Below are 21,460 nucleotides of genomic sequence, written 5' to 3' on the forward strand. Positions count from 1 at the left end.
AGCTGGGTACGGATTTATCCGTACAGTTTTTCAGAAGTAACGCGTAATGCTGATCTTGGCGTTGCGCCCCTCGCTGTACACCCCTTCACCGCTGAGGGCCGGTTGGTAGCTGCGGTTGAACAGGTTGTCGACGGTGAAGTTGATCTCGGTGCCCTTGAGCCCGGCCTGCTGGGGTTTCCAATTGGCGAACAGGCCCTGGGTGTCGTAGCTGGGGTTTTCGGTCTGGTCGTAGATAAAGTCGCCGATGGTGGAGTTCAGGCCGCCGGCGTAGATGTCGGTGGGCACGCGGTCGGTCTTGCGCACGAACTGGCCTTGCCAGCCCACCTGCGCGTCCCAGCTGGGGATCTTGGTACCCAGCACCACCACCCACTTGGCCGGTGGAATATCCCGGGCCCATACGTGCAGGTCGGTGGCCCAGGGGTTGGTGTAGGGGTTGTCGCGTTTGCCGGTCGCCCAAGAGTAAGTCACAGAGCCGAACACGTACGTGGAGTCGTAGTAGCTTTCCAACTCGAAGCCCTTGATGGTCATGCCGCCGACGTTGCGATAGTTGGTCCTGGCCGCTGCGTCGGAACACACCGTATCGATATTGCCGGGCACGGTCAGTTGCCGTTCGCAGCCGATGCCGGTGGCCTTCATGATTTCGTCTTCGATGCGGTTGTGAAACAGCGTGGTGCGCAGTTGCAGGTTGTCATCGCGGGTGAACAGGCCCGAGAAGTGGGTGACGTTACCCGCCGTAATCGCGGTGATGCGCTCCGGGTTGAGGTTGAGGCTGGTGGCGCTGCGGGTGCTGAGGGGGCCTTGTACTTCGTACTGTTCATCGATGACCGGCGCACGCCAGGTGCGGTTCCAGCTGGCGAAGAAGGCCACATCCGGGGTCATGTTCCAGAACACGGCCAGACGAGGCGACCAACCCGTGTAGGTGCGGTCGCTGTAGTCATGACCGACACTGGGGTCGGGGCTGCTGTAGTACGGCGCATCGTTGGCTTCGCCGCGGTTGCGAACGTGGTCGTAGCGCAGGGATGGGGTGATGGTCACATCGCCAATGGTTACCGCGTCCTGCAGGTAGAACGAGTGGGTGTCGACCTTGCCGTGGGGCATGAAGTACGGCTGGAAGTGCCCGTAGTTGTACCTGGGGGTGTTATAGGTCGCGCCCGGCATCCAGCTTTCGGTTTCGCGCGTGTGTTTGCGGATTTGCACGCCGGTGGTCACCGCGTGTTCCAGTGGGCCGGTGGTCAGCAGGCTGATGTTGCGCAGCTCAAGGATGCGGTCGGCGTAGGACGTTTCCATCTTGCGTCCACCGGTGGCCAGGCCAATCACGGCATTGGCGGCGCGCTCATCGACTTGGTCGGTCTTGGAAAATGAGTAGCTCACCTTCAGGTCGATCAGCGGGTTGTCCAGAGGCTGGTATTGATACTTGCCCGACCAGGTGGTGTCCACGGTCTCGCGGTCGGCCAGAAAACGCTTCAGTGCGCCTTCGTAGCCGTAGCGGTCGATGGCCGATTGTGTCGGCGGTGTCGGGTAGCTCTTGGCCGAGAACGGCGCCATGCGCTCGCTGCGGGCACTGGAGTAGGACAGGCCCATGCTGTGCTCATCGGTAAAGTGGGCATTGACCTTCAACAGCGCACCTTCCACATCCTGTGCACTGTTGGGCAGGCGCTTGGGGTTGATCGGGTATTGATTGCGCGGGTCGGGCGGTGTGCCGGCGAGCTTCAAATCGTCGCCATCGCGCTTGGTCAGGTAGACCAGGCCATCCATGCGCCCGTCGTCGGTGCGGCCATACACCGCGCCGCTGTAGACCTGCTCGTGGGTGTTGCTGGCGTAGCCGTACTTGGTCATCGCGCCGAAGTTGCGCCCGTCCTTGAGCAGGTCCGGGGCATCCTTGGTGATCATATTGACCGTGCCGCCAAAACCGCCGTTACCGGTGAACGGCGAGTAGGGGCCTTTCTCCACTTCAACGCTTTTGATCAGCTCGGGCTCGATGAACACCGTGCCTTGCTGATAGCGCTCGAAGCCACTTTTGGTCGCGCCATCCACGGTCATCGGCACGTCTTCGGCATCGCCCATGCCGCGAATATTGATGGTCTGGCCACCCGGCTTGGGCGAACCGCCCATGGACACACCGGGCAGGGTCTGCAGCAGTGAAGGGATGTTGTCGGGCTGATAACGGTCAATATCGGCCTGGCTCAAGGTAGAGCGGCCTACGGTGCTGGAGTCCACCGCGTTACCGGTGCCGATCACACTCAGGGCGTCCAGCTGGATCGCGCCGCTCTGGGTGGTTTTTGCCTCTTCGGGCTTTACCACGTAGGTGCTGCCGACTTTGATCAGGGTGAACTCGCCGTTTTGCAGCAGGGTGCGAATCGCCACTTCGGGGGTGAACTCACCGTTGAGTGCCGGCGCCTGCACGTTCTTGAGCAGTGCTTCATCGAACAGCAGCTGGATTTTCGCCTGCTGCGCCACCTGGCTCAGGGACGTGGCCAGCGCTTGGGCCGGCAGTTGCAGTGTGAACGATTGAGCCTGGGCACCGAGGCTGAAAACCAGGCTGGACGCGATCAGCGTCGGTCGAAGAAACAGGTGCGAAGCGTGGCAAGGCGCGCGAAACATGAAATCCCCCGGTGTGGCCAAATGACCTGAAAGGCGTGCGTATCAAACGCAGACCGGGAGAAGACGGGGCAGACAAAAAAATCCACACCTGCGAATGCAAAATATTCTCAAATGAGGTTATTTGCTCGGTTCGATCCTGACGATGCCATCGGCCGAGGCCACGGTTTTTACCGGCAGCAGGGCGGGCAGGGCGTTGAGCAAGGCGTCGGGGTCATTCACATCCAGATTGCCGGATACCTTCAACTGCGCCACCGCCTGGTTCACCTGCAACGGTGCTTGCGGGCGGTACAGGCTCAATTCATCGATCAGGCTGGCCAGTTCGCGGTTGCGAAACGCCAAGTGGCCGCTGCGCCAGTCAGCGACTTCCTCGGCGGTGAGGGTTTGCTGCTGCAGGGTGCCTTTGGCATAGCTGTAGCTGGCGCGTTGCTGGGCGCCGAGCAGCGTGACCGGGGTTTTGCCGCCTGGCTCAAAGGCCACTTGGCCGTGGGCGACGCTGACCACCAGTTGCTGCTGGCTGCGGCGCACATCGAAGCCGGTGCCGACCACGCGCACATTGGCCTCGCCGGCTTGCACGTAAAGGGGGCGTTCCTTGTCGGCGGCCACTTCGATGTACAGCTGGCCCTTGTCCAGGTGCACGATGCGTTGGTGCGCGCTGAAATCCAGGCGCAAGCGCGTGTTGGCATTCACGTACAGCGTGCTGCCATCGGGCAGGTTCAGGGTGCGCATGCCCTTGGCGTGGGCGGCAACCTGGCTGTGATACAGCGTGCGGGGCGCGCCGATCTGGGGGGTGAGCATTGCGCACATCACGGCGGCGGCCACCGCCAGCGCCGGGCGCAGGATTGACGGTTTGCGCTTGTGCAGCGCCACGGGTTTGTTCAGTTGCTGCAACTGGGCCAGGTCGGCCCACAGTTGTTCGAACTCGGCATAGGCGCGCGCATGGGCCGGGCTGGCATGCCAGTCGGCAAAGGCCTTGCGCTCGGCTCGATCGGGCGCGTTGCGGTTGCGGGCAAACCAGCTGGCGGCTTGGGCATCGATGGTGTCGCTGTGCTCGATGTCCAGGGCGTCGATGTCGCTCAGGCGGTTCATTCTGGCTGCTCCGTGCCGGGGTCGTTTTGAAGGCGTCGCTTGCAATGCAGCAGGGCGAAGGTGATGTGTTTTTCCACCATGCTGGTGGAAATGCCCATGCGTTCGGCAATCTGCGCCTGGCTCAGGCCTTCGAAGCGGTGCAGCATAAGGGCTTCTCGCCTGCGGGGCGAGAGTTCGGCGAGGACTTCTTTCAGCTGTTCCAGGCGTTGCAACCGTTGCGCGGCGGCCATGGGATCGTTTTGCTCGTCGCTGACCGGCTCGGCGTCCAGGGCGGCCTGGTCCTGGTGGACGGTTTGCCGCACCTTCTGTTTGCGCCAGTGATCACGTAGCAGGTTGCGCGCCATCTGGAACAGAAACGCCCGTGGCTGCTCGACCTTGGCGCGGTCGCGGTAGTCCAGCCACTGGGTAAAGACGTCCTGGGTCATGTCTGCGGCGTCGCTGGCGTTGTCCGTGCGTTTGCGCAGGAAATACAGGATGTCTGTATAAAACCCGCGAAAGGCATCGGCCGACGACGGGTCGGGCTTGGGACGAGACATGGAGATCCTTCTTGACGAAGCACGACGTGGAAAAGTCGCGAATGGTATCGAGAACCATTGTCATTTGTCTCTAGTTAAATGTGTCGTCGCCAATGCCCGGCTGGAAATAACGCCGGCATAAGCCTTAACTCCTACGAGCTAGTGAACAAAATCCCACTCAAAAAGGAGAAAGTCATGGCTGGATGGTATGAGTTGAGCAAGAGCAGCGATGGGCAGTTCCGTTTCGTATTGAAGGCGGCGAACGCGGAAATCATTCTGACCAGCGAGCGCTACGGCACTCGCAGCGCAGCGCAAAACGGCATTGCTTCCGTGCAGACCAACAGCCCGCATGACGAGCGCTATGAGAGAAAAGTGGCCACCAATGGCCAGCCGTACTTCAACCTCAAGGCTGCCAATCACCAGGTGATCGGCAACAGCGAGCAGTATTCCTCGACAGCGGCGCGGGACAATGGCATTGCAAGCGTCAAAGCCAATGGCCCAACGAGCACGATCAAAGATAAGACGTGAGTCTGTCGCACCACCCGACGCCCCGAACTCACAAGAGCCGGGGCGTTTTTATTCAGGCGGCGTCCAACAGGGCCTTCAGTTGACTGCACGCCGTGTCGTCCAGCGCAAACACCGGCAGCCGTGGATCTCCCGCGTCCAACCCGGTCAGGCGCAGCCCCGCCTTGATCGTCGCTGGCAAGCCACCTTTGAGGATGAACTCCAGCAACGGCAACTGTTGGTAGAACAACGCCCTTGCCGCTGTCAGGTCATTGGCCAATACCGCGTCATACAACGCCAGATTGAGCTGTGGGATCAGGTTCGGCGCCGCCGTGCACCAACCCTTGGCCCCTGCTGCGAAGGCTTCCAGCGCCAGCGGATTGCAGCCGTTGTAGAACGGCACGTCAGTGTGGCGATGCAACTGGTGCATGCGTTGAATATCCCCGGTGCTTTCCTTGACCATGGTCACGTTGGGCACCTGCTTGATGATGCGCAGGATCAAGTCCACCGACATGTCCGTGCCGCTGGTGGCCGGGTTGTTGTAGAGCATGATCGGCACGCCAATGCTGTCGCCAATCGCAGCGTAGTGGGCGAGGATTTGCGCTTCGCTGAGTTTCCAGTAAGACGCCGGCAGCACCATCACCGCGTCGGCGCCATTGGCCTCGGCATAGCGGGCACGGCGCACGGCCTTGGCGGTGGTGAGGTCGGAGACGCTGACGATGGTGGGCACGCGCCGGGCGATTTTGGCCAGGCTGTAGGCGCTCACTTCGTCCCATTCGGCATCGCTTAAATACGCGCCCTCACCGGTGCTGCCCAAGGGCGCGATGGCGTGTACGCCGCTGGCGATCAAGCGGTCGATGGAGCGGCCCAGGGCGTCGAGGTCAACGTGTTGGCCATCGTGGCTGAACGGGGTGATGGTATAGCCGATGATGCCGTGAATGGTGGGGCTGGACATGGGGATTCTCCGCTGGAAATAGAGCAATCAGTTCAGGCAATCGGCGTGTTTGCGCAGGTTCTGCCGGGCGTAGTAGTTGAACGCGGCGCCATGGCGCTTAGGCCGGGAGATCCAGTCATGGGCCTCGCGCCCCAGTTCCGGCAGGATCGGCTTGATGGTGCCGGCGGCCATTGCCAGCAGCTGCAACTTGGCGGCGCGCTCGATCAATTGCGCGATCACACAGGCTTCCTCGATGCTCGCCCCGGTGCTCAATTGGCCGTGGTGCGAGAGCAGGATCGCGCGCTTGTCGCCCAAGGCCTCGGTGATGATTTCACCTTCTTCATTGCCCACCGGTACCCCCGGCCAAGCTTCCAGGAACGCACAGTCTTCATACAGTGGGCACAGGTCCATGTGGGACACCTGCAGCGGCACTTCCAGCATCGACAGCGCAGCGATATGGGTGGGGTGCGTGTGGATGATGCAATTTACATCCGGTCGACCACGGTACACCCAGCTGTGAAAGCGGTTGGCCGGGTTGGGGATGCCATGACCTTCCAACACCTCCAGATCCTCGTTCACCAACAGCAGGTTGCTGGCGGTGATCTCGTCAAACCCCAGGCCCAATTGCTGGGTGTAGTAGGTGCCTTGCTCAGGCCCGCGCGCAGTGATTTGCCCGGCCAGGCCAGAGTCATGACCGTTCTCGAACAGGATGCGACACGTGAGCGCCAGCTTTTGGCGGTCGGTCCACGTATTATCCGCCAGGGTGTTTTGCATCTGGATCAGCGCTTGCTTGACCAGTTGGTCTTTGGGGAGTGCTAATGTCTTGGCCATATCGGATGCCCTCGGTGGCTACAAATGACACTTAAGATGCTATATGACACTTTGTGTCATTGGCAAGCACAGCGTATCGCTTACTGCATGGATTAATCGCAGCGCATGTCTATCCGTTTGAAATTATTGAGAAAAAAACTTGGCGTGACACTTGAGGCCCTGGCTGAAAAAACCGGGATGACCAAGAGTTACCTGTCCAAGGTCGAACGCGGGTTGAATACGCCGTCGATTGCTGCCGCGTTGAAACTGGCCAAGGCGTTGAACGTGAAGGTCGAAGAGCTGTTCAGCGAAGAGCGCGTCAGCCTCGACAGTTACAGCCTGGTGCGCAGCCACGAACGGCCGGACACCTCACCGGGTTACGCGGTGCTGGCCCACCAGGTCAGCGAACGCAGCCTGCTGCCGTTCATCATTTACCCGCCGGCAGAGTTCACCGACAAGACCTTCAAGGAGCACGTGGGGGAGGAGTTTTTGTTCGTGCATGAAGGCCAGGTGGAAGTGGATTTCATGAACGAGCGGGTGATTCTGGAGCGCGGCGATGCGTTGCACTTCAATGCACAAAAGCCCCATCGGCTGAGGTCGGTTGGGCCGGTGCAGGCGCAGTTGCTGGTGGTGGTGCACAGCGCCGAAGAGTGACTGCGACGTTGACTTGAAATGCAATCCCACAGTTGATCTCCTTTGTTCTGGAGATCAGCGTTCCACAGGGACGGACAGTGCGGGGTCACCCAGCGCATGAGTACGCGCCGCGTAAAACCTCAGTTCAACCCCCGTCCCATCAAACAACTGCGAATACCGCCGCTTCTGCTGGCGAATAAACCCGTCACTGCGCCCTGACACCGAGATCGCCAGGGTGGTCAATTTGGCCTGGCGAATTGCATCCACCAGGTGTTTATCCTGCGTCCCCAGATCGTGACCAAAGATGCACAACGCACCCTCATGGTTGAGCAGTTGCTCATAGCAAAACGACAGATAATCCGAACTGCGGATGGTCTTGAGCTTTTCCTCCACCTTGCCTTCGCTGACAAACAACGGCACATCGTCCAGGGTCTTGAGGGTGTTGTTGATGGCAAAACTGCTGAGCAGGGTGCTGTCGGTGGACGGCAGTTTGCGCGCGGTGCCATCAAGGTTGCGCACCAGGTGCAGGCCGCCGTGCAGGTAGAGGATGCGCGTGGCTTCGGTGCGGGTGTCGCGCAGGTCGAAGCTGGCATCGGCGCTGCGGAACAGGTCGTCGATGCCCGGCATATGCAGGATCGCCCAGTAGTTGAGCAGGTCGTAGTTGCTGGTAAATACCTTGGAATAGTTCGCCAGTTCAGCGTTGATCGTCGCCAGCGTCGACGGTTGTACCAGGCGCCACGGGATATGCACGCCGTGGATGGTGTTGATCAATGCTTCCTTGATCGCGTAGTAGCGATTACGCGGCGCGGCCGAGCTGACGGCCAGGGCCTTGTTGACCCGGCTGGTGGTTTTCAACGCCCCCAGGGCCTGCTCGAAACTGCGGGTTTGCAGGGCATCGAATACGCTGAGTTCGGATGGGCTCAAGGGCTTTTCTTCGACGGTGCGCGCATTTTCGAACAGCGAGTCGTAGGCAAAGTCTTCCCAGATCGCACGGCTGGCCCCGTTACCGATCAGAATCGCGTTGAAGTCGATAGCGCTGCGCAACGTACTCCAGTCTTCAAGGTGGGCGTCAATATCCTGGAAATCCTTCATTGCGGCGGGTCTACTCGAAATCGGCTGGATGGCGACTTTATCACGAGCGGGCGTTGATCCTGATCAACATGGCGTAGGCAAGTGAGGTCGATGCTGTAGGCATAACCGCTATCCGAGGATTCGCCATGAGCAGCACCTTCTTTATTCCCGCCGTCAACATCATGGGCACCGACTGCCTCGACGAAGCCATGACCGCTATTCGTAACTACGGTTTTCACAAGGCGCTGATCGTCACCGACGCCGGTTTGGCCAAGGCCGGCGTGGCCAGCATGATCGCCGAGAAACTGGCGATGCAGGACATCGATTCGGTGATCTACGACGGCGCCAAGCCCAACCCAAATGTTGAGAACGTCGAAAAAGGCCTGGCGCTGTTGCAGGCAAGCGCTTGTGATTTCGTGGTGTCCCTGGGCGGCGGCTCGCCCCATGACTGTGCCAAGGGCATCGCCCTGTGTGCCACCAATGGCGGGCATATCGGCGACTACGAAGGTGTCGATCAATCGAGCAAGCCGCAACTGCCGTTGGTGGCCATCAACACCACCGCCGGTACCGCCAGCGAGATGACGCGTTTTTGCATCATCACCGACGAAAGCCGCCACGTAAAAATGGCCATCGTTGATCGCAACGTCACGCCGCTGTTGTCGGTCAACGACCCGGCGCTGATGGTCGGCATGCCCAAGGGCCTCACCGCCGCCACCGGCATGGACGCCCTGACCCACGCCATCGAAGCCTACGTATCCACCGCAGCGACACCGATCACCGACGCCTGCGCCATCAAGGCCATCGAGCTGATCAGCGCCAACCTGCGCCTGGCTGTACGCGACGGTAGCGACAAGGACGCACGGGAAAACATGGCCTACGCCCAGTTCCTCGCCGGCATGGCCTTCAACAACGCATCGCTGGGTTTTGTACACGCCATGGCCCACCAACTGGGCGGTTTCTACGACCTGCCCCACGGTGTATGCAACGCGGTGCTGCTGCCCCACGTACAAAGCTTCAACGCCAGCGTCAGCGCCAAACGCCTGAGTGACGTGGCTCACGCCCTGGGTGCCGATATCAAGGGCATCACCGATGAAGAGGGCGCCCAAGCCGCCATCGCCGCCATTCGTAGCTTGGCCCACGACGTTGAAATTCCCGCCGGTTTGCGGGAACTGGGCGCCAAGTTGCAGGACATTCCCTTGCTGGCCACCAATGCGCTCAAGGACGCATGTGGGCTGACCAACCCACGCCGGGCGGATCAGCGTCAGATTGAGGAGATTTTCCGCAACGCGTTCTAAAAGGGGCAGTCACCGGCAGCAAGCGTTAAGCTACAAGGCGAACTGCGTTCAACTTGAGCTTGCTGCTGAGGTCCCCCCATGAGAGTTCTACTATTCGGCGCCACCGGCATGGTCGGCCAAGGCGTGCTGCGTGAATGCCTGCTGGCCGCCGATGTCCAGGAAGTGGTCGCCGTGGGCCGCACGCCGTTGACCCAGGCGCACGGCAAGCTGCACCAGGTGTTGCACGGCGACATGCTGGACTTCCAGCCTCTGGAGAACCTGCTGCAAGGCTTCGATGCCTGCTTCTTCTGCCTCGGCGTTTCCTCGGCGGGGATGGGCGAGACCCAGTACACCCACCTTACCTACGACCTCACGTTGGTCGCCGCCAGCACCCTGGCGCGGCTCAATCCGCAGATGACCTTTATCTATGTGTCCGGCGCCGGTACCGACAGTTCCGAGACGGGCAAGTCGATGTGGGCGCGGGTCAAGGGCAAGACCGAGAACGCGTTGCTGCGCCTGCCGTTCAAGGCGGTGTACCTGTTTCGGCCTGGGGTGATCCAGCCGCTGCATGGTGTGCGCTCGAAAACGCCGTTGTATCAATCTTTCTATACCGTGTTGGGGCCGTTGCTCTCGTTCCTTCGACGGATTAAACCCAGCTGGGTGGTGAGCACCGAGACCGTAGGCCGGGCGATGTTGCAGGCGGTGAGTCATGGCGCACCGCAGCCGGTGGTGGAGCAGGCCCAGATCAACCGCTTGGCCAATGAGCGTCACTGATGTTGCACAAGAGCCTGGTGCGTCGCCTGGACCTGATCACCCTGCAGTTGTTCGTCGCAGTGTTTGAGGAGGGCACGCTCACCCGTGCGGCCAGCCGCGAAGCCATTGCGGTGTCGGCCGCCAGCAAGCGCCTGATGGAGTTGGAGCAGGTGCTGGGCGTAAACCTGTTTGTACGGCGCGCCAAGGGCATGGGCCTGACCGCCGCTGGCGAAACCCTGTTGCACCATGCGCGGCAGATGCTGTTCAACGTCGAAAAGATGGGCCTGGAACTGGGCGAACACAGTCACGGGGTGCGCGGCTATGTGCGCATGCTGGCCAATCTGTCGGCGATCATCCAGTTTCTGCCTGAAAACCTGCGGGATTTTTCCGAGCTTCACCCCGAAGTCAAAACCGACCTCGAAGAGCGCCCCAGCAACGGCGTAGTGCAAGGCGTGCTCGACGGCGTGGCGGACCTGGGTATCTGTTCCTGTGACACCGATACCAAGGGCCTGCCCAGCGTGACCTATCGCCTGGACAAGCTGGTGGTGCTGATGCCGGCGGATCATCCATTGGCATCCCATGAGCGCCTGGCGTTCTCGCAAACCCTGGACAGTGACTACGTCGGCCTGCATGCCGCCAGCTCGATCAATATGCGCACCCACGCCGCCGCTCGCGAAGCCGGCAAGATGTTGCGCTTGCGCATTCATGTGCCGGGGTTCGATGCGATGTGCCGCATGGTCCAGGCGAATATGGGCATCGGCATCCTGCCGCTCAAGGCCTACGAATTATTTGGCCGCGCCTTGGGTTTGCATGCCGTGCCGCTGACGGATGACTGGTCGGATCGCCGCTTGATTCTGGTGGTGCGTGACGAGGCGCAGTTGTCGCCGGTGAGCCGCTTGCTCTTTGATTACCTGAGCAATGGCGCGAATTCCTACAGATAATGCTTTGATCGTTCGCGCTTCGCGAACGCTCCTTGCCAACTGACGGTTGGATTTCTCCTGGGCTTGCCCTCTAGTCTTGGCCCCACATTCCAAGAACAAGAGGTACACCCCATGACGGCTCCCCTGAGCGGTATCAAGGTGATCGAGATCGGAACTCTGATTGCCGCGCCGTTCGCCGCCCGGCTGATGGCCGAGTTTGGCGCCGAGGTGATCAAGATCGAAGCCATGGGCCAGGGCGATCCGCTTCGCAAATGGCGAAAGCTGCACGAAGGCACTTCGCTGTGGTGGTACCTGCAATCGCGTAACAAGAAATCCCTGGCGCTGGACCTCAAGTCCTCGGAAGGCCTGGACTTGATCAAGCAACTGCTCGGCGATGCCGACGTGCTGATCGAAAACCTGCGCCCCGGTGGCCTGGAGAAACTCGGCCTGGGTTGGGAGGTGTTGCATGCCCTCAACCCCAAGCTGACCCTGGTGCGTATATCCGGCTACGGTCAAACCGGGCCGTACCGCGATCGCCCAGGCTTCGGCGCCATCGGCGAGGCCATGGGAGGCATCCGCTACACCACCGGCAACCCGGACTCGCCACCGGCGCGGGTGGGGGTGAGCCTGGGCGATTCCCTGGCTTCGTTGCACGGTGTGATCGGCGCGCTGATGTCGCTGCTGTGGGTCAAGACCGGGCAGGGCGATGGGCAGATTGTGGATGTGTCCCTGGCTGAAAGCGTGTTCAACCTGATGGAAAGCCTGGTGCCCGAATACGACATGCTCGGTCATGTGCGTGAGCGCAGCGGCGGCGCCTTGCCGGGCATTGCGCCGTCCAACACCTACCTGACCGCCGACGGCGCCTATGTGGTCATCGCCGGTAACAGCGACCCCATTTACAAGCGCCTGATGAACACCATCGGCCGTGCCGATCTGGCGCAAGCACCCGAGTTCGCCCACAACGATGGCCGCGCGGCCAAGAGCGGTTTGCTCGATGCTGCGATCACCCACTGGACCAGCAGCCTGCCCATCGAGCAGGTGCTCAGCGCCCTGGAAGCCGCCGAAGTGCCGGCCGGGCGCATCTACTCGGTGGCCGATATCGTCAGCGACCCACACTACCAGGCTCGCGAGATGCTGCTGGATGCCGAGTTGCCCGGCGGTGTCTCGGTGAAGATGCCGGGCATCGTGCCCAAGCTCTCGCAAACCCCCGGCGGCGTGAACTGGCAAGGCCCCACGCTGGGCCAGCACACCGACGCTATTCTCGACGGCCTGGGCCTGACCGGTGCCGATATCCAACGCCTGAAAACTTCGGGAGTGGTGCAATGATTGCCGATTATTCCGATGCGCTCATCGTGCAGGAAGTGTCACCGCGCGATGGCCTGCAGATCGAGCCGACCTGGGTCGAAACCCTCGACAAGATCGCCTTGATCGACCAGCTTTCCCTCGCCGGTTTTTCACGGATCGAAGCCGGCTCGTTTGTCTCGCCCAAAGCCATCCCGGCCTTGCGTGATGGCGAACAGGTCTTCCAGGGCATCACGCGCAAGCCCGGCGTGATCTACGTGGCACTGATCCCTAACCTCAAGGGCGCCCAGCGCGCCATCGAGTCCCGCGCCGACGAACTGAACCTGGTGATGTCCGCCAGCCAGACCCACAACCTGGCCAATATGCGCATGCGCTGCGAGGCGTCGTTGGCGGCGTTTGCTGACATCACGCGTTTTGCCGCGGACTACCCGGTACGCCTCAATGGCAGCATTGCCACCACCTTTGGGTGCCCGTTCGAGGGCAAGATCGATGAGGACCGTGTGGTGCAAATCGTCGAGGCGTACCAAGCACTGGGTATCCAAGGCATCAGCCTGGCCGACACCACGGGCATGGCCAATCCGCGTCAGGTGGAGCGCCTGGTAAAACGGGTGCTGGAGCGGGTGTCCGCCAGCGACCTGACCCTGCACTTTCACAACACCCGTGGCTTGGGGTTGTGCAATGTGCTGGCCGCCTATGAGGCTGGCGCTCGACGTTTCGACGCGGCGCTTGGCGGCTTGGGCGGCTGTCCATTTGCACCGGGGGCGTCGGGCAATATCTGCACCGAAGACTTGGTAAACCTTTGCGAAGAAGTCGGGATTTCCACCGGCATCAACCTGCCCCATCTGCTGGAAATGTCCCGGCGCCTGCCCGCGCTGCTGGGCCATGAATTGCCCGGCCAGGTGGCCAAGGCCGGGCGCAACTGCGACCTGCATCCACCGCCGGCGTACATCGCCACGCTGTAACGCCGCACCAGACAACAACAACAATCGGGCGCCTGCGAGCAGCCCGCTGGAGAGAAAGCATGAGCACGAATATCTTCGAGGCCGGCGCACGCCCGGCCGATGGAACCGACGCTGTAAAAGCCTTGGTAAACAAGGTTGCGTGGCGACTGATGCCGCTGATTATGGTGTGCTACCTGTTCGCGTTTTTTGACCGCATCAACATCAGCTTCGCCAAATTCCAGTTGCAAGCTGATCTGAGCTTGAGCGATACCGCCTACGGCCTGGGTGCCGGGTTGTTTGTGGTGGGGTATGTGATCTTCGAAGTGCCGAGCAACATGATGCTGTACAAAGTCGGCGCGCGTCGCTGGATCGCGCGGATCATGATGTCGTGGGGCCTGGCGACGGCGGCCATGGTGTTTGTCACCGCTGAATGGCAGTTCTATGTGCTGCGGTTTCTGATCGGCGCAATGGAGGCGGGGTTCGCGCCCGGCGTGTTGTACTACCTGACCCTTTGGTTCCCGCAGCATTTCCGTGGGCGCATCACATCGATGCTGTTCCTGGCGTCGGCCTTCGCCGGCCTGGTAGGGGCTCCGTTCTCCGGCCTGGTGCTGGAACACCTTGACGGCGTGTTGCAGATGCGCGGCTGGCACTGGTTGTTCCTGCTGGGTGGCCTGCCGTGCATTGGCTTGGGTTTCCTGGTGCTGACGATGCTCAAGGACCGTATCGATGATGCGCATTGGTTGACATCGGCGGAGAAGACCTTGTTGTCGAGCTGTATCGCCAAGCATGAGCCGAACCAGCACGGCGGTTCGTTGCTGTCGGCAATCCGCATCCCAGGCTTTTTGATGCTCGGGTTTATCTACTTCCTGATCCAGGTCGCGTCCTATGGCCTCAACTTCTGGGCGCCGCAATTGATCCGCAGCGCCGGTACCCAGGGCCCGGTGATGATCGGCCTGCTGACCGCCATTCCCTATGTGTGCGGTGCCATCAGCATGGTGGTGATCGGGCGGTTGTCGGATGCCACCGGCGAGCGGCGCAAGTTTGTCTGCGGTCTGGTGGTTCTGGGGGCAGTGGGCTTCTTCAGTGCAGGGATCTTTGCTGACCACACCACGTTCCTGATCATTGCCTTGGGCATGCTGGGCGCCGGCATCATCGCTTCGATCCCGACCTTCTGGACCCTGCCGCCCAAGCTGCTGGCCGGCGCTGGGGCTGGTGCGGCGGGCGGGATTGCGGTGATCAATACCCTGGGGCAATTCGGCGGCATTGTCAGCCCGGTGATGGTGGGGCGTATCAAAGACCTCACCGGCAGCACCACCCCGGCGCTGTATGTGATCGGTGTGTGCGCACTGTTGGCTGCCGCGCTGTTGCTGTGGGGCCTGCCACAAAAATTGCGCACCCTCGACAAAGGCTGATCAGCCCGATGTCGCCATGGCAGGGGCGGGAGCGGCGCTGAACTGAATCAACGCCACGCCGCCGATCAACAACAACGCCCCCACCATGCGGGGCGTTGTCAGTTGGCGCTCCACCAGGCCGAACAGGCCGAAGTGGTCGAGCAGAAGCGAGGCGAGCATCTGCCCGGCAATCGCCAATGCAATAAACCCCGACGCGCCCAGCTTGGGCAACAGCATCAGCGCCAGGGAAATAAAGCACACGCCAAATGCGCCCCCGGCCCACATCCACAAAGGTGCCTTGCTGATAAACGCCAGGCTTGGCAGCGGCAAACGCAGCGCGAGCATCACCGGCAGCAACACGATGATGCTCACCAGCAATGACGCCAGCGTGGCCCACAATGGATGGCCGAGGCCACGCCCGAGGTTGGCGTTGATCGCACTTTGAAACGGCACCACCGCGCCGGCGATCACCGCCAATGCCAATACACCCGCCCAATGCAACGTCGTCATGTGCACATCTCCCAGAGGTTTGGCTGGACTCTAGGCTATTCATCGCGCAAATTTAAATTCCAAGTTCTTATGCCGAGCATGCAGCTGATGAATGATCTGCGCCGCATCGACCTCAATCTGTTGGTGATTCTCGATGCCTTGCTCACTGAGCAACACGTCACCCGCGCCGCCGAGCGCTTGCACCTGAGCCAGCCGGCGGTGAGCCACGCGCTGGCACGTTTAAGGGATTTGCTGGCTGACCCATTGCTGGTACGCCAGGGCGGTGGCCTGGTGCCGACAGCGCGAGCGTTGGAATTGGCTACACCGCTGGGCGAAGCCTTGGCCCATGTGCAAGCCTTGCTGGCGCCGAACCGGTTTGCCCCGGCATCGGCCAAGCGGCGGTTTCGTGTGGCGATGTCGGACTACAGCGCAGCGATTTTCCTACCGAGGTTGGTGCGTACCCTGCGTCGGGAAGCTCCCGGTATCGACTTGCAGATCATCCAGGCCAGCCGTGAAGGCATGATCGAGGGCGTGCTTAATGGCGAACTTGATCTGGCTGCGGGTGTGTTTCCCGACCGGCCCGCCGAACTGCGCACCACGGCGCTGTTCGAGGAGCATTACACCTGCCTCGTGGACCGTGACAGCCTGCCGCACAACGGCACGCTGGACCTGCCCACCTACCTGTCGCGCCCCCATGTGTTGCTGGAAATGCGCGGCAGTGGCACGCCGGAAATCGAGCGCGCTTTGACCGCGATTCGTGAGCGGCGGCATGTGGCAATCAGCCTGCCGCATTGGGGTGTGGCGCCGCAGTTGATCCAGGGTACGGATTTGATTTTGACGGTGTCATCCAGGGGCGTGCTCAACATTGATCACGAGCATTTGGTGACCGTGCCGCCACCCTTTGATATTCCCTCGTTTGCGCTGGAATTGGCGTGGCATGCACGACGGGGTGGCGATGCGGGGTTGCAGTGGTTGATGGGACGGGTGGAGGGGGTGTTGAGCGTTGAATAGTGATTAGAAGGATCTGGCTGGCAACCGTTCGTCGCACTAACAAGTTTTTTCTAAACCTTTACCGCCCTGAAAATTCGAATTCAAGGCGGGGTGTGTTCCCCCGCACCAATTTTTTGCCCTGGAGGAACCCATCATGAGCCGCATGGCTATCCGGTTACGCACCGCCAGTTTCGCGATGCTGCTGGGCCTCGGCGCCAGCAATGCTTTCGCCCAGTCGCCTGCTGAATTCATCGAGCAGGCTTCGGCCAAGGGTATGGCCGATATCGAAACCAGTCGCATGGCCCACGCCAAGACCACGTCCCAGGAAATCAAGGACTACACCATCGAGGTGATCAACGAGCGCACCCTGGCCAACCAGCATCTTGCAGCCATCGCCAAGAAGCTCGACTTGCCAGTGGCGCCGAGGGAGAAGATCGTCGACAAGGCTGAGACCCTGATGCCCGAACTCAAGGATGGCGACTCGTTCGACGCCGCTTATACCGCGCAGCAGGTCAAGGAAAATGAAGACGCCATTGCCCTGTTCAAGCAGGAGGGTGCAGCGTCCGATGTACCGGAAATAAAGGCCCTGGTGGATGAGACGTTGCCCAAGCTGGAGGAGCGTCTGCAAAAGGCCCGTGCGTTGGCATCGACCTACGGTAAGGGGCATCAAGGCGACGGTTGAGGGCTTCATGCGACATAAAAAACGGCGGCTGGAATATCTCCAGTCGCCGTTTTTTATGTCAGTTGTCAGAACGTCATTTGCGCCTGGCCTGGGCCTTCGAGCGCCAATAGATATTGCTTGGCCTGCAACCCTCCGGCGAACCCTGTAAGGCCGCCTGATGCACCGATCACCCGGTGACACGGCGCGATGATGGAAATAGGGTTACGCCCATTGGCCGCCCCCACCGCCCGCACGGCTTTGGGGTTGCCGATCTGCTGGGCGATCTGGCTGTAGCTGCGGGTTTCGCCAAAGGGGATGGTCAATAGGGCGTGCCAGACCTGTTTCTGAAAGTCAGTGCCGGTAAAGTCCAACGCCACCTCGAAATGCCTGCGGGTGCCCGCGAAGTACTCCAGCAACTGGCGCTCGGTTTCCAGCAGCACCGGGTTGTCATTGGCTTGGTGCAACTCGCCCAGCCGCACCCGATTGGCGCGCTCGACTTCCCACAAGATGGCGTTGAGTTTGCCGTTGCGCGCCACCAGCGTGAGCTGGCCGACGGGGGAGGGCATGCGTTTGTATTCGTATGACATGGGCGTAATCCTTGAATATCTCCGGTGCCACTGTCCATCCTGCACGCTGTTGGGAAAACCCGTTTCTTGCGGTCTAAATGCTGCGGCCGCTAAAAACGCCAGTGAATCCAGTTGCCCGACCCATAGGCCCAAGCGACCTGGACGATAAACCACACGATCGACGGTTGCGACAGCACCAGCCACGAGCCGAAATTGAGTAGCGCCAAGCCTCCTGCGCTGATGGCCACGCCTCGGCTGGTATGTTGCCGTGCGTACCACGCGCCATAGAACGATCCTGCCAGGGTGGCTATCGATGGCAGGCCTTTGAGATCGAAGGGAATCTGAATGAACGGCAGCAGCAGTGGGATGATCAGCACCAATCCCACGACTTTTCTGACGGCTTGCCTCGAAGTTACTGGGGCGGATGTGCGCATCCTGGTTCGTCCTTTGGATGGATAAGGGCGCGTTACATATTGAAAGTCGGGTTCCCTGACACGCTGAAAAACTGGGAGCAGTCTAAGTCTAATCCTAATGGCCAATCACTGATTAAGGGTCTTCAAGACGTGAGCCTTGAATTGAAAGCATAAAAAAACCGGCCACCCTGGACCGGTTTTTTTATGCATCCCTCGTCTCGGTTCGTTATACAAGCAGCGATACAAGAATTTACGGGGCGGCTGACCCCGCACCGCCTGTCACGACGCCGCGCCCTGAGGATGACGGTGGCCCATGGATGAGTTATTTTAAGTGTAAGCAACTTGCCTATACTTCTTCCTATGAAAACGGTCTTCTTCGAAACCACAAGCTTCACCGTCACGGTCGGTGACTACTTGACTGACGATGAGTATCGCCAGCTTCAGACCGAAATGCAGGCGAACCCTGAAGCAGGCGATGTGATGCCACGTACCGGAGGCTTCAGAAAGCTCCGCTGGCAGGATGTTCGCCGAGGCAAGGGAAAACGTGGTGGGCTGCGTGTCATTTACTACTGGCTGATGAATGACGGTCAGTTTTGGATGTTCGCGATCTACGACAAGGATGAAATGGCGAACCTGACCGCTGATCAGGAGAAAGCACTGAAAGCTGCCATTGAGGCAGAGCTGAAAAAACGAGGTGGAAAATGAAAAAGCGCGATCTGTTTGCAGAACTGATGCAGGGTGTTGGCGAAATGGCTGAACACCGGCAGGGGAAGATTACGCTTCGTCAGTACGAAGTGGAGGCCCTTGCGCCTCCAGAGGTGACGGCTGCTGAGATCATTTCCATCCGTGAAAAGCTGCACATGTCACAGCCCGTATTCGCCCGGCAGATCAGGACCAGTCCTGACACGCTGAAAAACTGGGAGCAGTCTAAGTCCAAGCCCAATGCTCAGGCGGCGCTGTTGATCAAGTTGGTTGAGCGCTTCCCGGATATGGTTGAGCGGCTTAATGCTGTTTGAGCTGAATGGTTCAAACCAGGCCGATTGCCGGGCGTTCTGCAGAGCTGATAGGCAATGATTGATTAAGGGGCTTCAAGACGTGAGCCTTGAATTGAAAGCATAAAAAAACCGGCCACCCAGGACCGGTTTTTTTATGCATCCCTCGTCAAGAATCAACCTGACGCGGGCGCAGAATTTAAGTGGAGCGGGTAGAGGGAATCGAACCCTCGTCGGAAGCTTGGGAAGCTACTGTTCTACCATTAAACTATACCCGCTCAGAGCGGCTGACTTTGTACCAGATGTTCGGCGGGATTTGAAGTTTTTCTTCAAAAATGTGTGGGTTACGTGCCTCACGCATGCTTGTGTGGGAGCTGGCTTACCTGCGATAGCTTCACTTTGGTATGCCTGCCACACCAAGGTGCCTGCATCGCGGGCAAGCCCGGCTCCCACACAAGAGGGCGTTTGCCGGGTTGTTCATTTCAAATCGCAAAGGCATGGTGGGTCTGGCCTTGGTGATACCGCAATCGACTGACTTGCCGCTCGGGTTTCAGAAACCCCACCACCGCCTCTCGGGTATCCCTGCACGCTGCTTTGTGTTCCATGTCCAGGAAATGCCCGGTGGCTTGCACGGTGCTGAAGCTGCTGTTGGCCACATGCTGGCCAAACAGCTTGGCATCTTGGGCGCTGGTGTATTCGTCCCACTCACCGTTTACAAACAACACCGGAATGTCGATCTGCCTGGCGGCCTTGAGGTAGCACAACCGGTCGCTGTTGAGCACTTGGCTGATATGGAAGTGCATCTGCCCATATTCATGTTCGGCCAGGCTGCTCACATGCTTGTAATTGAAGCGCTTGAACAGCGACGGCAGGTGCTTGCCGATGGTGCTGTTGACCAGGTGGCCCACACGGTCGCGGTCAAGGTTGCCCAGGTAGTCGACGCCGCGTTCCAGGTAGTCACGCATGGGAGCGTTGATCACCGGCGAGAACGAACTGATCACGGCTTTTTCCACGCGCCGTGGCCGGTGGGCCAGGGCGACGAGGGTGGCGGCGCCGCCCCAGGAGAAGGACAGCACATGCTCGGCGGCGAAGTGGTCGATAAGCTCCAGGAGGATCTGGCCCTCAACGTCCTTCGTCAGCATTTGCTCGTGACGGTTATGGATTTTTGAACGACCGGCGTAGGGCTGATCGTACAAAACCACATTGAATTGCGGGTGCAGGCTTTTGACGGTTTGGGCGAAGGATGCCGTGGTGGCCATCGAGCCGTTGACCAGGATGATGGTCTTTTCAGCCTTCTCCGCGCGATAGAACTCCGTGTAAACCCGATACTGACCCTGTATATCCAACACAGCGATTTCTGGCCTCATGTCGTAAGACTCCTGGCAAGCGGGTAGGGCGCGCAGATCACTCTGCACGAGCTTTGTGACAGGTAGGCATACGCCTGGAAAGTGAGGGCCCATGTCGATCCGATACAGGCTGGTCGACGGGTGTTGTTATGGCGGGCATTTTGCCGGAGGTGTCCGCAGATCAAGCGTTGCGGGCGGGCAAAGTGTTTCTTGGAGGTATAGGCGACTCGCCAGTCATAATTTGGCTGGTGATTGTGATTCAAGCAGCAGAGGTGGCACCTCGCAAGGCGATGAAGCGGTTTTTTGCCGTCACCGGCCGAACGGTCGTCAGACCTGTCGGATTTCTTCGTCGGTCAGTGCCCGGTATTCGCCCGGTGCAAGCTCAGCATCCAGCACCAGAGGCCCCATCTGCTCCCGATGCAGGCCAATAACCTTGTTGTCGAAATGCCCGAACATGCGCTTCACCTGGTGATAACGCCCTTCGATAATGCTCAGTCGCGCTGTCGTCGGGCCCAACAGTTCCAAGTCGGCGGGTTGGGTGGTGAGGTCTTCGAATGCAAAGTACAGGCCCGCCGCAAAGGTGGCGGCGTACTCGGGGCCGATCGGCTGTTCTGTCTCTACCCGATAGATCTTGGGCAGCTTGGTCTGCGGTTGCGTGAGGCGCCGCGACCACTGGCCGTCATTGGTGATCAGCATCAGGCCCGTGGTATTGAAGTCCAGACGACCGGCGATATGCAGATCGTCGATATCCGGCTCATCCAGCAGCTCAAGGACAGTCGGGTGCTGCGGGTCCGATGTGGCACTCACACACCCTTGGGGTTTGTGAAGCATGAAGTAGCGCGCCGGCTTGCCCGCTTGCACCACCTCATCGTCCACGCACACCTGGCTGAATGCCCGCACCTCGTGGTGAGGATCGCCAACCGCTACGCCATCCACCGTCACCCGCCGTTCAACCAGCAACAGGCGCACCTGTTTGCGATTGAACCGAGGAAGATTGCTGAGCAACCGATCAACCCGCATTACGAGCGCTCGGTTGTGCGCAGCTGCTCATCTGCCTGGGCGCAGCGCGGGCACAGGCACGCTTTGTTGCGCAGTTCCTGCGGCAGGGCTTGGAGCACGGCCGGATCAATGGTGACGCTGTAGCACCAGCAGGCTTGGTCTGCGGTGCGTGGGTCAGCCAAGGAGCAGTCGTTACGGGCGCCGCAGGCGGGGCAGAGGGTTGCTGTGGTCATGGGAGCATCGTGCAGGACGGGTCAATGCCTGCACGA

General features: G+C 60.2%; 24 protein-coding genes and 1 tRNA gene. 12 read left to right on the forward strand and 13 right to left on the reverse strand.

Features of this window, described 5'->3' with window-relative positions; all coding sequences use genetic code 11:
• Nucleotides 1-30: 30 nt before the first annotated feature.
• The 3 genes from DYL59_RS04600 to DYL59_RS04610 form a co-directional block, all read right to left on the reverse strand.
• A complete protein-coding gene (locus DYL59_RS04600; RefSeq protein ID WP_135288106.1) occupies nt 31-2,601 on the reverse strand; it encodes a TonB-dependent receptor in 2,571 nt (856 codons plus the stop codon).
• Between the two features lie 117 nt (nt 2,602-2,718).
• Complete coding sequence (locus DYL59_RS04605; RefSeq protein WP_135288107.1) at nt 2,719-3,687, reverse strand: FecR family protein; 969 nt, start codon at nt 3,685-3,687, stop codon at nt 2,719-2,721.
• Nucleotides 3,684-4,223 carry an RNA polymerase sigma factor gene (locus tag DYL59_RS04610; protein WP_135288108.1) on the reverse strand — a complete coding sequence of 180 codons (540 nt, stop codon included), beginning with the start codon at nt 4,221-4,223 and terminating at the stop codon, nt 3,684-3,686. Before DYL59_RS04610 ends, DYL59_RS04605 begins: the two co-directional genes overlap by 4 nt.
• Nucleotides 4,224-4,397: 174 nt before the next feature.
• On the opposite strand from DYL59_RS04610, the gene DYL59_RS04615 reads away from it, so the two are divergent.
• A complete protein-coding gene (locus tag DYL59_RS04615; RefSeq protein ID WP_135288109.1) occupies nt 4,398-4,730 on the forward strand; it encodes a YegP family protein in 333 nt (110 codons plus the stop codon).
• A gap of 52 nt (nt 4,731-4,782) precedes the next feature.
• Here the strand turns inward: DYL59_RS04615 and DYL59_RS04620 are convergent, their stop codons facing one another.
• Both DYL59_RS04620 and DYL59_RS04625 read right to left on the reverse strand, forming a co-directional pair.
• Nucleotides 4,783-5,661: a dihydrodipicolinate synthase family protein gene (locus DYL59_RS04620; protein WP_135288110.1), complete on the reverse strand. Its 879-nt coding sequence runs from the start codon at nt 5,659-5,661 to the stop codon at nt 4,783-4,785.
• A 27-nt stretch (nt 5,662-5,688) separates the two neighbouring features.
• On the reverse strand, nt 5,689-6,471 hold the full coding sequence (locus DYL59_RS04625; protein WP_135288111.1) for an aldolase: 783 nt from the start codon (nt 6,469-6,471) through the stop codon (nt 5,689-5,691).
• Nucleotides 6,472-6,576: 105 nt separating this feature from the next.
• Between DYL59_RS04625 and DYL59_RS04630 the strand changes: the two genes are divergently transcribed.
• Entirely contained in the window at nt 6,577-7,104 is a 528-nt protein-coding gene (locus DYL59_RS04630) for a helix-turn-helix domain-containing protein (protein ID WP_135288112.1), read from the forward strand.
• A gap of 54 nt (nt 7,105-7,158) precedes the next feature.
• Here the strand turns inward: DYL59_RS04630 and DYL59_RS04635 are convergent, their stop codons facing one another.
• Nucleotides 7,159-8,175 carry a DUF4917 family protein gene (locus DYL59_RS04635; protein WP_135288113.1) on the reverse strand — a complete coding sequence of 339 codons (1,017 nt, stop codon included), beginning with the start codon at nt 8,173-8,175 and terminating at the stop codon, nt 7,159-7,161.
• A gap of 125 nt (nt 8,176-8,300) precedes the next feature.
• Here DYL59_RS04635 and yiaY point away from each other — a divergent pair, with 125 nt between their 5' ends.
• The 6 genes from yiaY to DYL59_RS04665 all read left to right on the forward strand — a co-directional run bounded on the left by yiaY (nt 8,301) and on the right by DYL59_RS04665 (nt 14,756).
• Nucleotides 8,301-9,449 (forward strand): L-threonine dehydrogenase, encoded by a 1,149-nt coding sequence (yiaY, locus tag DYL59_RS04640; RefSeq protein WP_135288114.1) that lies wholly within the window; start codon nt 8,301-8,303, stop codon nt 9,447-9,449.
• A 78-nt stretch (nt 9,450-9,527) separates the two neighbouring features.
• The gene (locus DYL59_RS04645; protein ID WP_135288115.1) at nt 9,528-10,202 is read left to right on the forward strand and encodes an NAD(P)H-binding protein; all 675 of its coding nucleotides are present in this window, start codon (nt 9,528-9,530) and stop codon (nt 10,200-10,202) included.
• A complete protein-coding gene (locus tag DYL59_RS04650; protein ID WP_135288116.1) occupies nt 10,202-11,122 on the forward strand; it encodes a LysR family transcriptional regulator in 921 nt (306 codons plus the stop codon). Before DYL59_RS04645 ends, DYL59_RS04650 begins: the two co-directional genes overlap by 1 nt.
• A gap of 111 nt (nt 11,123-11,233) precedes the next feature.
• Nucleotides 11,234-12,427 carry a CaiB/BaiF CoA transferase family protein gene (locus DYL59_RS04655; protein ID WP_135288117.1) on the forward strand — a complete coding sequence of 398 codons (1,194 nt, stop codon included), beginning with the start codon at nt 11,234-11,236 and terminating at the stop codon, nt 12,425-12,427.
• Nucleotides 12,424-13,365, forward strand: coding sequence for a hydroxymethylglutaryl-CoA lyase (locus DYL59_RS04660; RefSeq protein ID WP_135288118.1), 942 nt, complete (start codon nt 12,424-12,426; stop codon nt 13,363-13,365). Before DYL59_RS04655 ends, DYL59_RS04660 begins: the two co-directional genes overlap by 4 nt.
• 59 nt (nt 13,366-13,424) lie before the next feature.
• A complete protein-coding gene (locus DYL59_RS04665; protein WP_135288119.1) occupies nt 13,425-14,756 on the forward strand; it encodes an MFS transporter in 1,332 nt (443 codons plus the stop codon).
• Here the strand turns inward: DYL59_RS04665 and DYL59_RS04670 are convergent, their stop codons facing one another.
• A complete protein-coding gene (locus tag DYL59_RS04670; RefSeq protein ID WP_135288120.1) occupies nt 14,757-15,245 on the reverse strand; it encodes a DMT family transporter in 489 nt (162 codons plus the stop codon).
• 78 nt (nt 15,246-15,323) lie between these two features.
• Here DYL59_RS04670 and DYL59_RS04675 point away from each other — a divergent pair, with 78 nt between their 5' ends.
• Both DYL59_RS04675 and DYL59_RS04680 read left to right on the forward strand, forming a co-directional pair.
• Nucleotides 15,324-16,235: a LysR family transcriptional regulator gene (locus DYL59_RS04675; RefSeq protein WP_420359264.1), complete on the forward strand. Its 912-nt coding sequence runs from the start codon at nt 15,324-15,326 to the stop codon at nt 16,233-16,235.
• Nucleotides 16,236-16,368: 133 nt separating this feature from the next.
• Nucleotides 16,369-16,896: a DUF4142 domain-containing protein gene (locus DYL59_RS04680; protein ID WP_135288122.1), complete on the forward strand. Its 528-nt coding sequence runs from the start codon at nt 16,369-16,371 to the stop codon at nt 16,894-16,896.
• Between the two features lie 65 nt (nt 16,897-16,961).
• On the opposite strand, the gene DYL59_RS04685 is transcribed toward DYL59_RS04680, so the two are convergent.
• Together DYL59_RS04685 and DYL59_RS04690 are read right to left on the reverse strand one after the other, a co-directional pair.
• Nucleotides 16,962-17,462, reverse strand: a complete 501-nt coding sequence (locus tag DYL59_RS04685) for a methylated-DNA--[protein]-cysteine S-methyltransferase (RefSeq protein WP_135288123.1) — start codon at nt 17,460-17,462, stop codon at nt 16,962-16,964.
• An 89-nt stretch (nt 17,463-17,551) separates the two neighbouring features.
• Nucleotides 17,552-17,818 carry a hypothetical protein gene (locus DYL59_RS04690; protein ID WP_238340603.1) on the reverse strand — a complete coding sequence of 89 codons (267 nt, stop codon included), beginning with the start codon at nt 17,816-17,818 and terminating at the stop codon, nt 17,552-17,554.
• Nucleotides 17,819-18,214: 396 nt separating this feature from the next.
• On the opposite strand from DYL59_RS04690, the gene DYL59_RS04695 reads away from it, so the two are divergent.
• Nucleotides 18,215-18,559, forward strand: coding sequence for a type II toxin-antitoxin system RelE/ParE family toxin (locus tag DYL59_RS04695; protein WP_135288125.1), 345 nt, complete (start codon nt 18,215-18,217; stop codon nt 18,557-18,559).
• Nucleotides 18,556-18,870 (forward strand): helix-turn-helix domain-containing protein, encoded by a 315-nt coding sequence (locus DYL59_RS04700; protein ID WP_017529609.1) that lies wholly within the window; start codon nt 18,556-18,558, stop codon nt 18,868-18,870. Before DYL59_RS04695 ends, DYL59_RS04700 begins: the two co-directional genes overlap by 4 nt.
• Before the next feature lie 180 nt (nt 18,871-19,050).
• On the opposite strand, the gene DYL59_RS04705 is transcribed toward DYL59_RS04700, so the two are convergent.
• The 4 genes from DYL59_RS04705 to DYL59_RS04725 all read right to left on the reverse strand — a co-directional run bounded on the left by DYL59_RS04705 (nt 19,051) and on the right by DYL59_RS04725 (nt 21,424).
• A tRNA-Gly gene (locus tag DYL59_RS04705) sits at nt 19,051-19,124 on the reverse strand.
• Nucleotides 19,125-19,328: 204 nt separating this feature from the next.
• The gene (locus tag DYL59_RS04715; protein ID WP_135288126.1) at nt 19,329-20,213 is read right to left on the reverse strand and encodes an alpha/beta fold hydrolase; all 885 of its coding nucleotides are present in this window, start codon (nt 20,211-20,213) and stop codon (nt 19,329-19,331) included.
• Nucleotides 20,214-20,519: 306 nt separating this feature from the next.
• Nucleotides 20,520-21,212, reverse strand: a complete 693-nt coding sequence (locus DYL59_RS04720; protein ID WP_135288127.1) for a pseudouridine synthase — start codon at nt 21,210-21,212, stop codon at nt 20,520-20,522.
• Nucleotides 21,212-21,424: a cysteine-rich CWC family protein gene (locus DYL59_RS04725; RefSeq protein WP_135288128.1), complete on the reverse strand. Its 213-nt coding sequence runs from the start codon at nt 21,422-21,424 to the stop codon at nt 21,212-21,214. The genes DYL59_RS04720 and DYL59_RS04725 overlap by 1 nt, the downstream gene beginning before the upstream one ends.
• Between the last annotated feature and the right edge of the window lie 36 nt (nt 21,425-21,460).

Source organism: Pseudomonas kairouanensis (genome assembly GCF_004682055.1).
Lineage (GTDB): Bacteria > Pseudomonadota > Gammaproteobacteria > Pseudomonadales > Pseudomonadaceae > Aquipseudomonas > Aquipseudomonas kairouanensis.

What these genes read in the sequence shown, in the direction of transcription:
- DYL59_RS04625 (WP_135288111.1), bottom strand. Translation starts at nt 6,471, where the DNA reads ATGGCCAAGACATTAGCACTCCCCAAAGACCAACTGGTCAAGCAAGCG.
- DYL59_RS04685 (WP_135288123.1), bottom strand. Translation starts at nt 17,462, where the DNA reads ATGTCATACGAATACAAACGCATGCCCTCCCCCGTCGGCCAGCTCACG.
- DYL59_RS04725 (WP_135288128.1), bottom strand. Translation starts at nt 21,424, where the DNA reads ATGACCACAGCAACCCTCTGCCCCGCCTGCGGCGCCCGTAACGACTGC.
- yiaY (WP_135288114.1), top strand. Translation starts at nt 8,301, where the DNA reads ATGAGCAGCACCTTCTTTATTCCCGCCGTCAACATCATGGGCACCGAC.
- DYL59_RS04630 (WP_135288112.1), top strand. Translation starts at nt 6,577, where the DNA reads ATGTCTATCCGTTTGAAATTATTGAGAAAAAAACTTGGCGTGACACTT.
- DYL59_RS04715 (WP_135288126.1), bottom strand. Translation starts at nt 20,213, where the DNA reads ATGAGGCCAGAAATCGCTGTGTTGGATATACAGGGTCAGTATCGGGTT.
- DYL59_RS04600 (WP_135288106.1), bottom strand. Translation starts at nt 2,601, where the DNA reads ATGTTTCGCGCGCCTTGCCACGCTTCGCACCTGTTTCTTCGACCGACG.
- DYL59_RS04645 (WP_135288115.1), top strand. Translation starts at nt 9,528, where the DNA reads ATGAGAGTTCTACTATTCGGCGCCACCGGCATGGTCGGCCAAGGCGTG.
- DYL59_RS04635 (WP_135288113.1), bottom strand. Translation starts at nt 8,175, where the DNA reads ATGAAGGATTTCCAGGATATTGACGCCCACCTTGAAGACTGGAGTACG.
- DYL59_RS04720 (WP_135288127.1), bottom strand. Translation starts at nt 21,212, where the DNA reads ATGCGGGTTGATCGGTTGCTCAGCAATCTTCCTCGGTTCAATCGCAAA.
- DYL59_RS04700 (WP_017529609.1), top strand. Translation starts at nt 18,556, where the DNA reads ATGAAAAAGCGCGATCTGTTTGCAGAACTGATGCAGGGTGTTGGCGAA.
- DYL59_RS04655 (WP_135288117.1), top strand. Translation starts at nt 11,234, where the DNA reads ATGACGGCTCCCCTGAGCGGTATCAAGGTGATCGAGATCGGAACTCTG.
- DYL59_RS04605 (WP_135288107.1), bottom strand. Translation starts at nt 3,687, where the DNA reads ATGAACCGCCTGAGCGACATCGACGCCCTGGACATCGAGCACAGCGAC.
- DYL59_RS04680 (WP_135288122.1), top strand. Translation starts at nt 16,369, where the DNA reads ATGAGCCGCATGGCTATCCGGTTACGCACCGCCAGTTTCGCGATGCTG.
- DYL59_RS04665 (WP_135288119.1), top strand. Translation starts at nt 13,425, where the DNA reads ATGAGCACGAATATCTTCGAGGCCGGCGCACGCCCGGCCGATGGAACC.
- DYL59_RS04660 (WP_135288118.1), top strand. Translation starts at nt 12,424, where the DNA reads ATGATTGCCGATTATTCCGATGCGCTCATCGTGCAGGAAGTGTCACCG.
- DYL59_RS04620 (WP_135288110.1), bottom strand. Translation starts at nt 5,661, where the DNA reads ATGTCCAGCCCCACCATTCACGGCATCATCGGCTATACCATCACCCCG.
- DYL59_RS04615 (WP_135288109.1), top strand. Translation starts at nt 4,398, where the DNA reads ATGGCTGGATGGTATGAGTTGAGCAAGAGCAGCGATGGGCAGTTCCGT.
- DYL59_RS04670 (WP_135288120.1), bottom strand. Translation starts at nt 15,245, where the DNA reads ATGACGACGTTGCATTGGGCGGGTGTATTGGCATTGGCGGTGATCGCC.
- DYL59_RS04650 (WP_135288116.1), top strand. Translation starts at nt 10,202, where the DNA reads ATGTTGCACAAGAGCCTGGTGCGTCGCCTGGACCTGATCACCCTGCAG.
- DYL59_RS04675 (WP_420359264.1), top strand. Translation starts at nt 15,324, where the DNA reads ATGCAGCTGATGAATGATCTGCGCCGCATCGACCTCAATCTGTTGGTG.
- DYL59_RS04695 (WP_135288125.1), top strand. Translation starts at nt 18,215, where the DNA reads ATGAAAACGGTCTTCTTCGAAACCACAAGCTTCACCGTCACGGTCGGT.
- DYL59_RS04610 (WP_135288108.1), bottom strand. Translation starts at nt 4,223, where the DNA reads ATGTCTCGTCCCAAGCCCGACCCGTCGTCGGCCGATGCCTTTCGCGGG.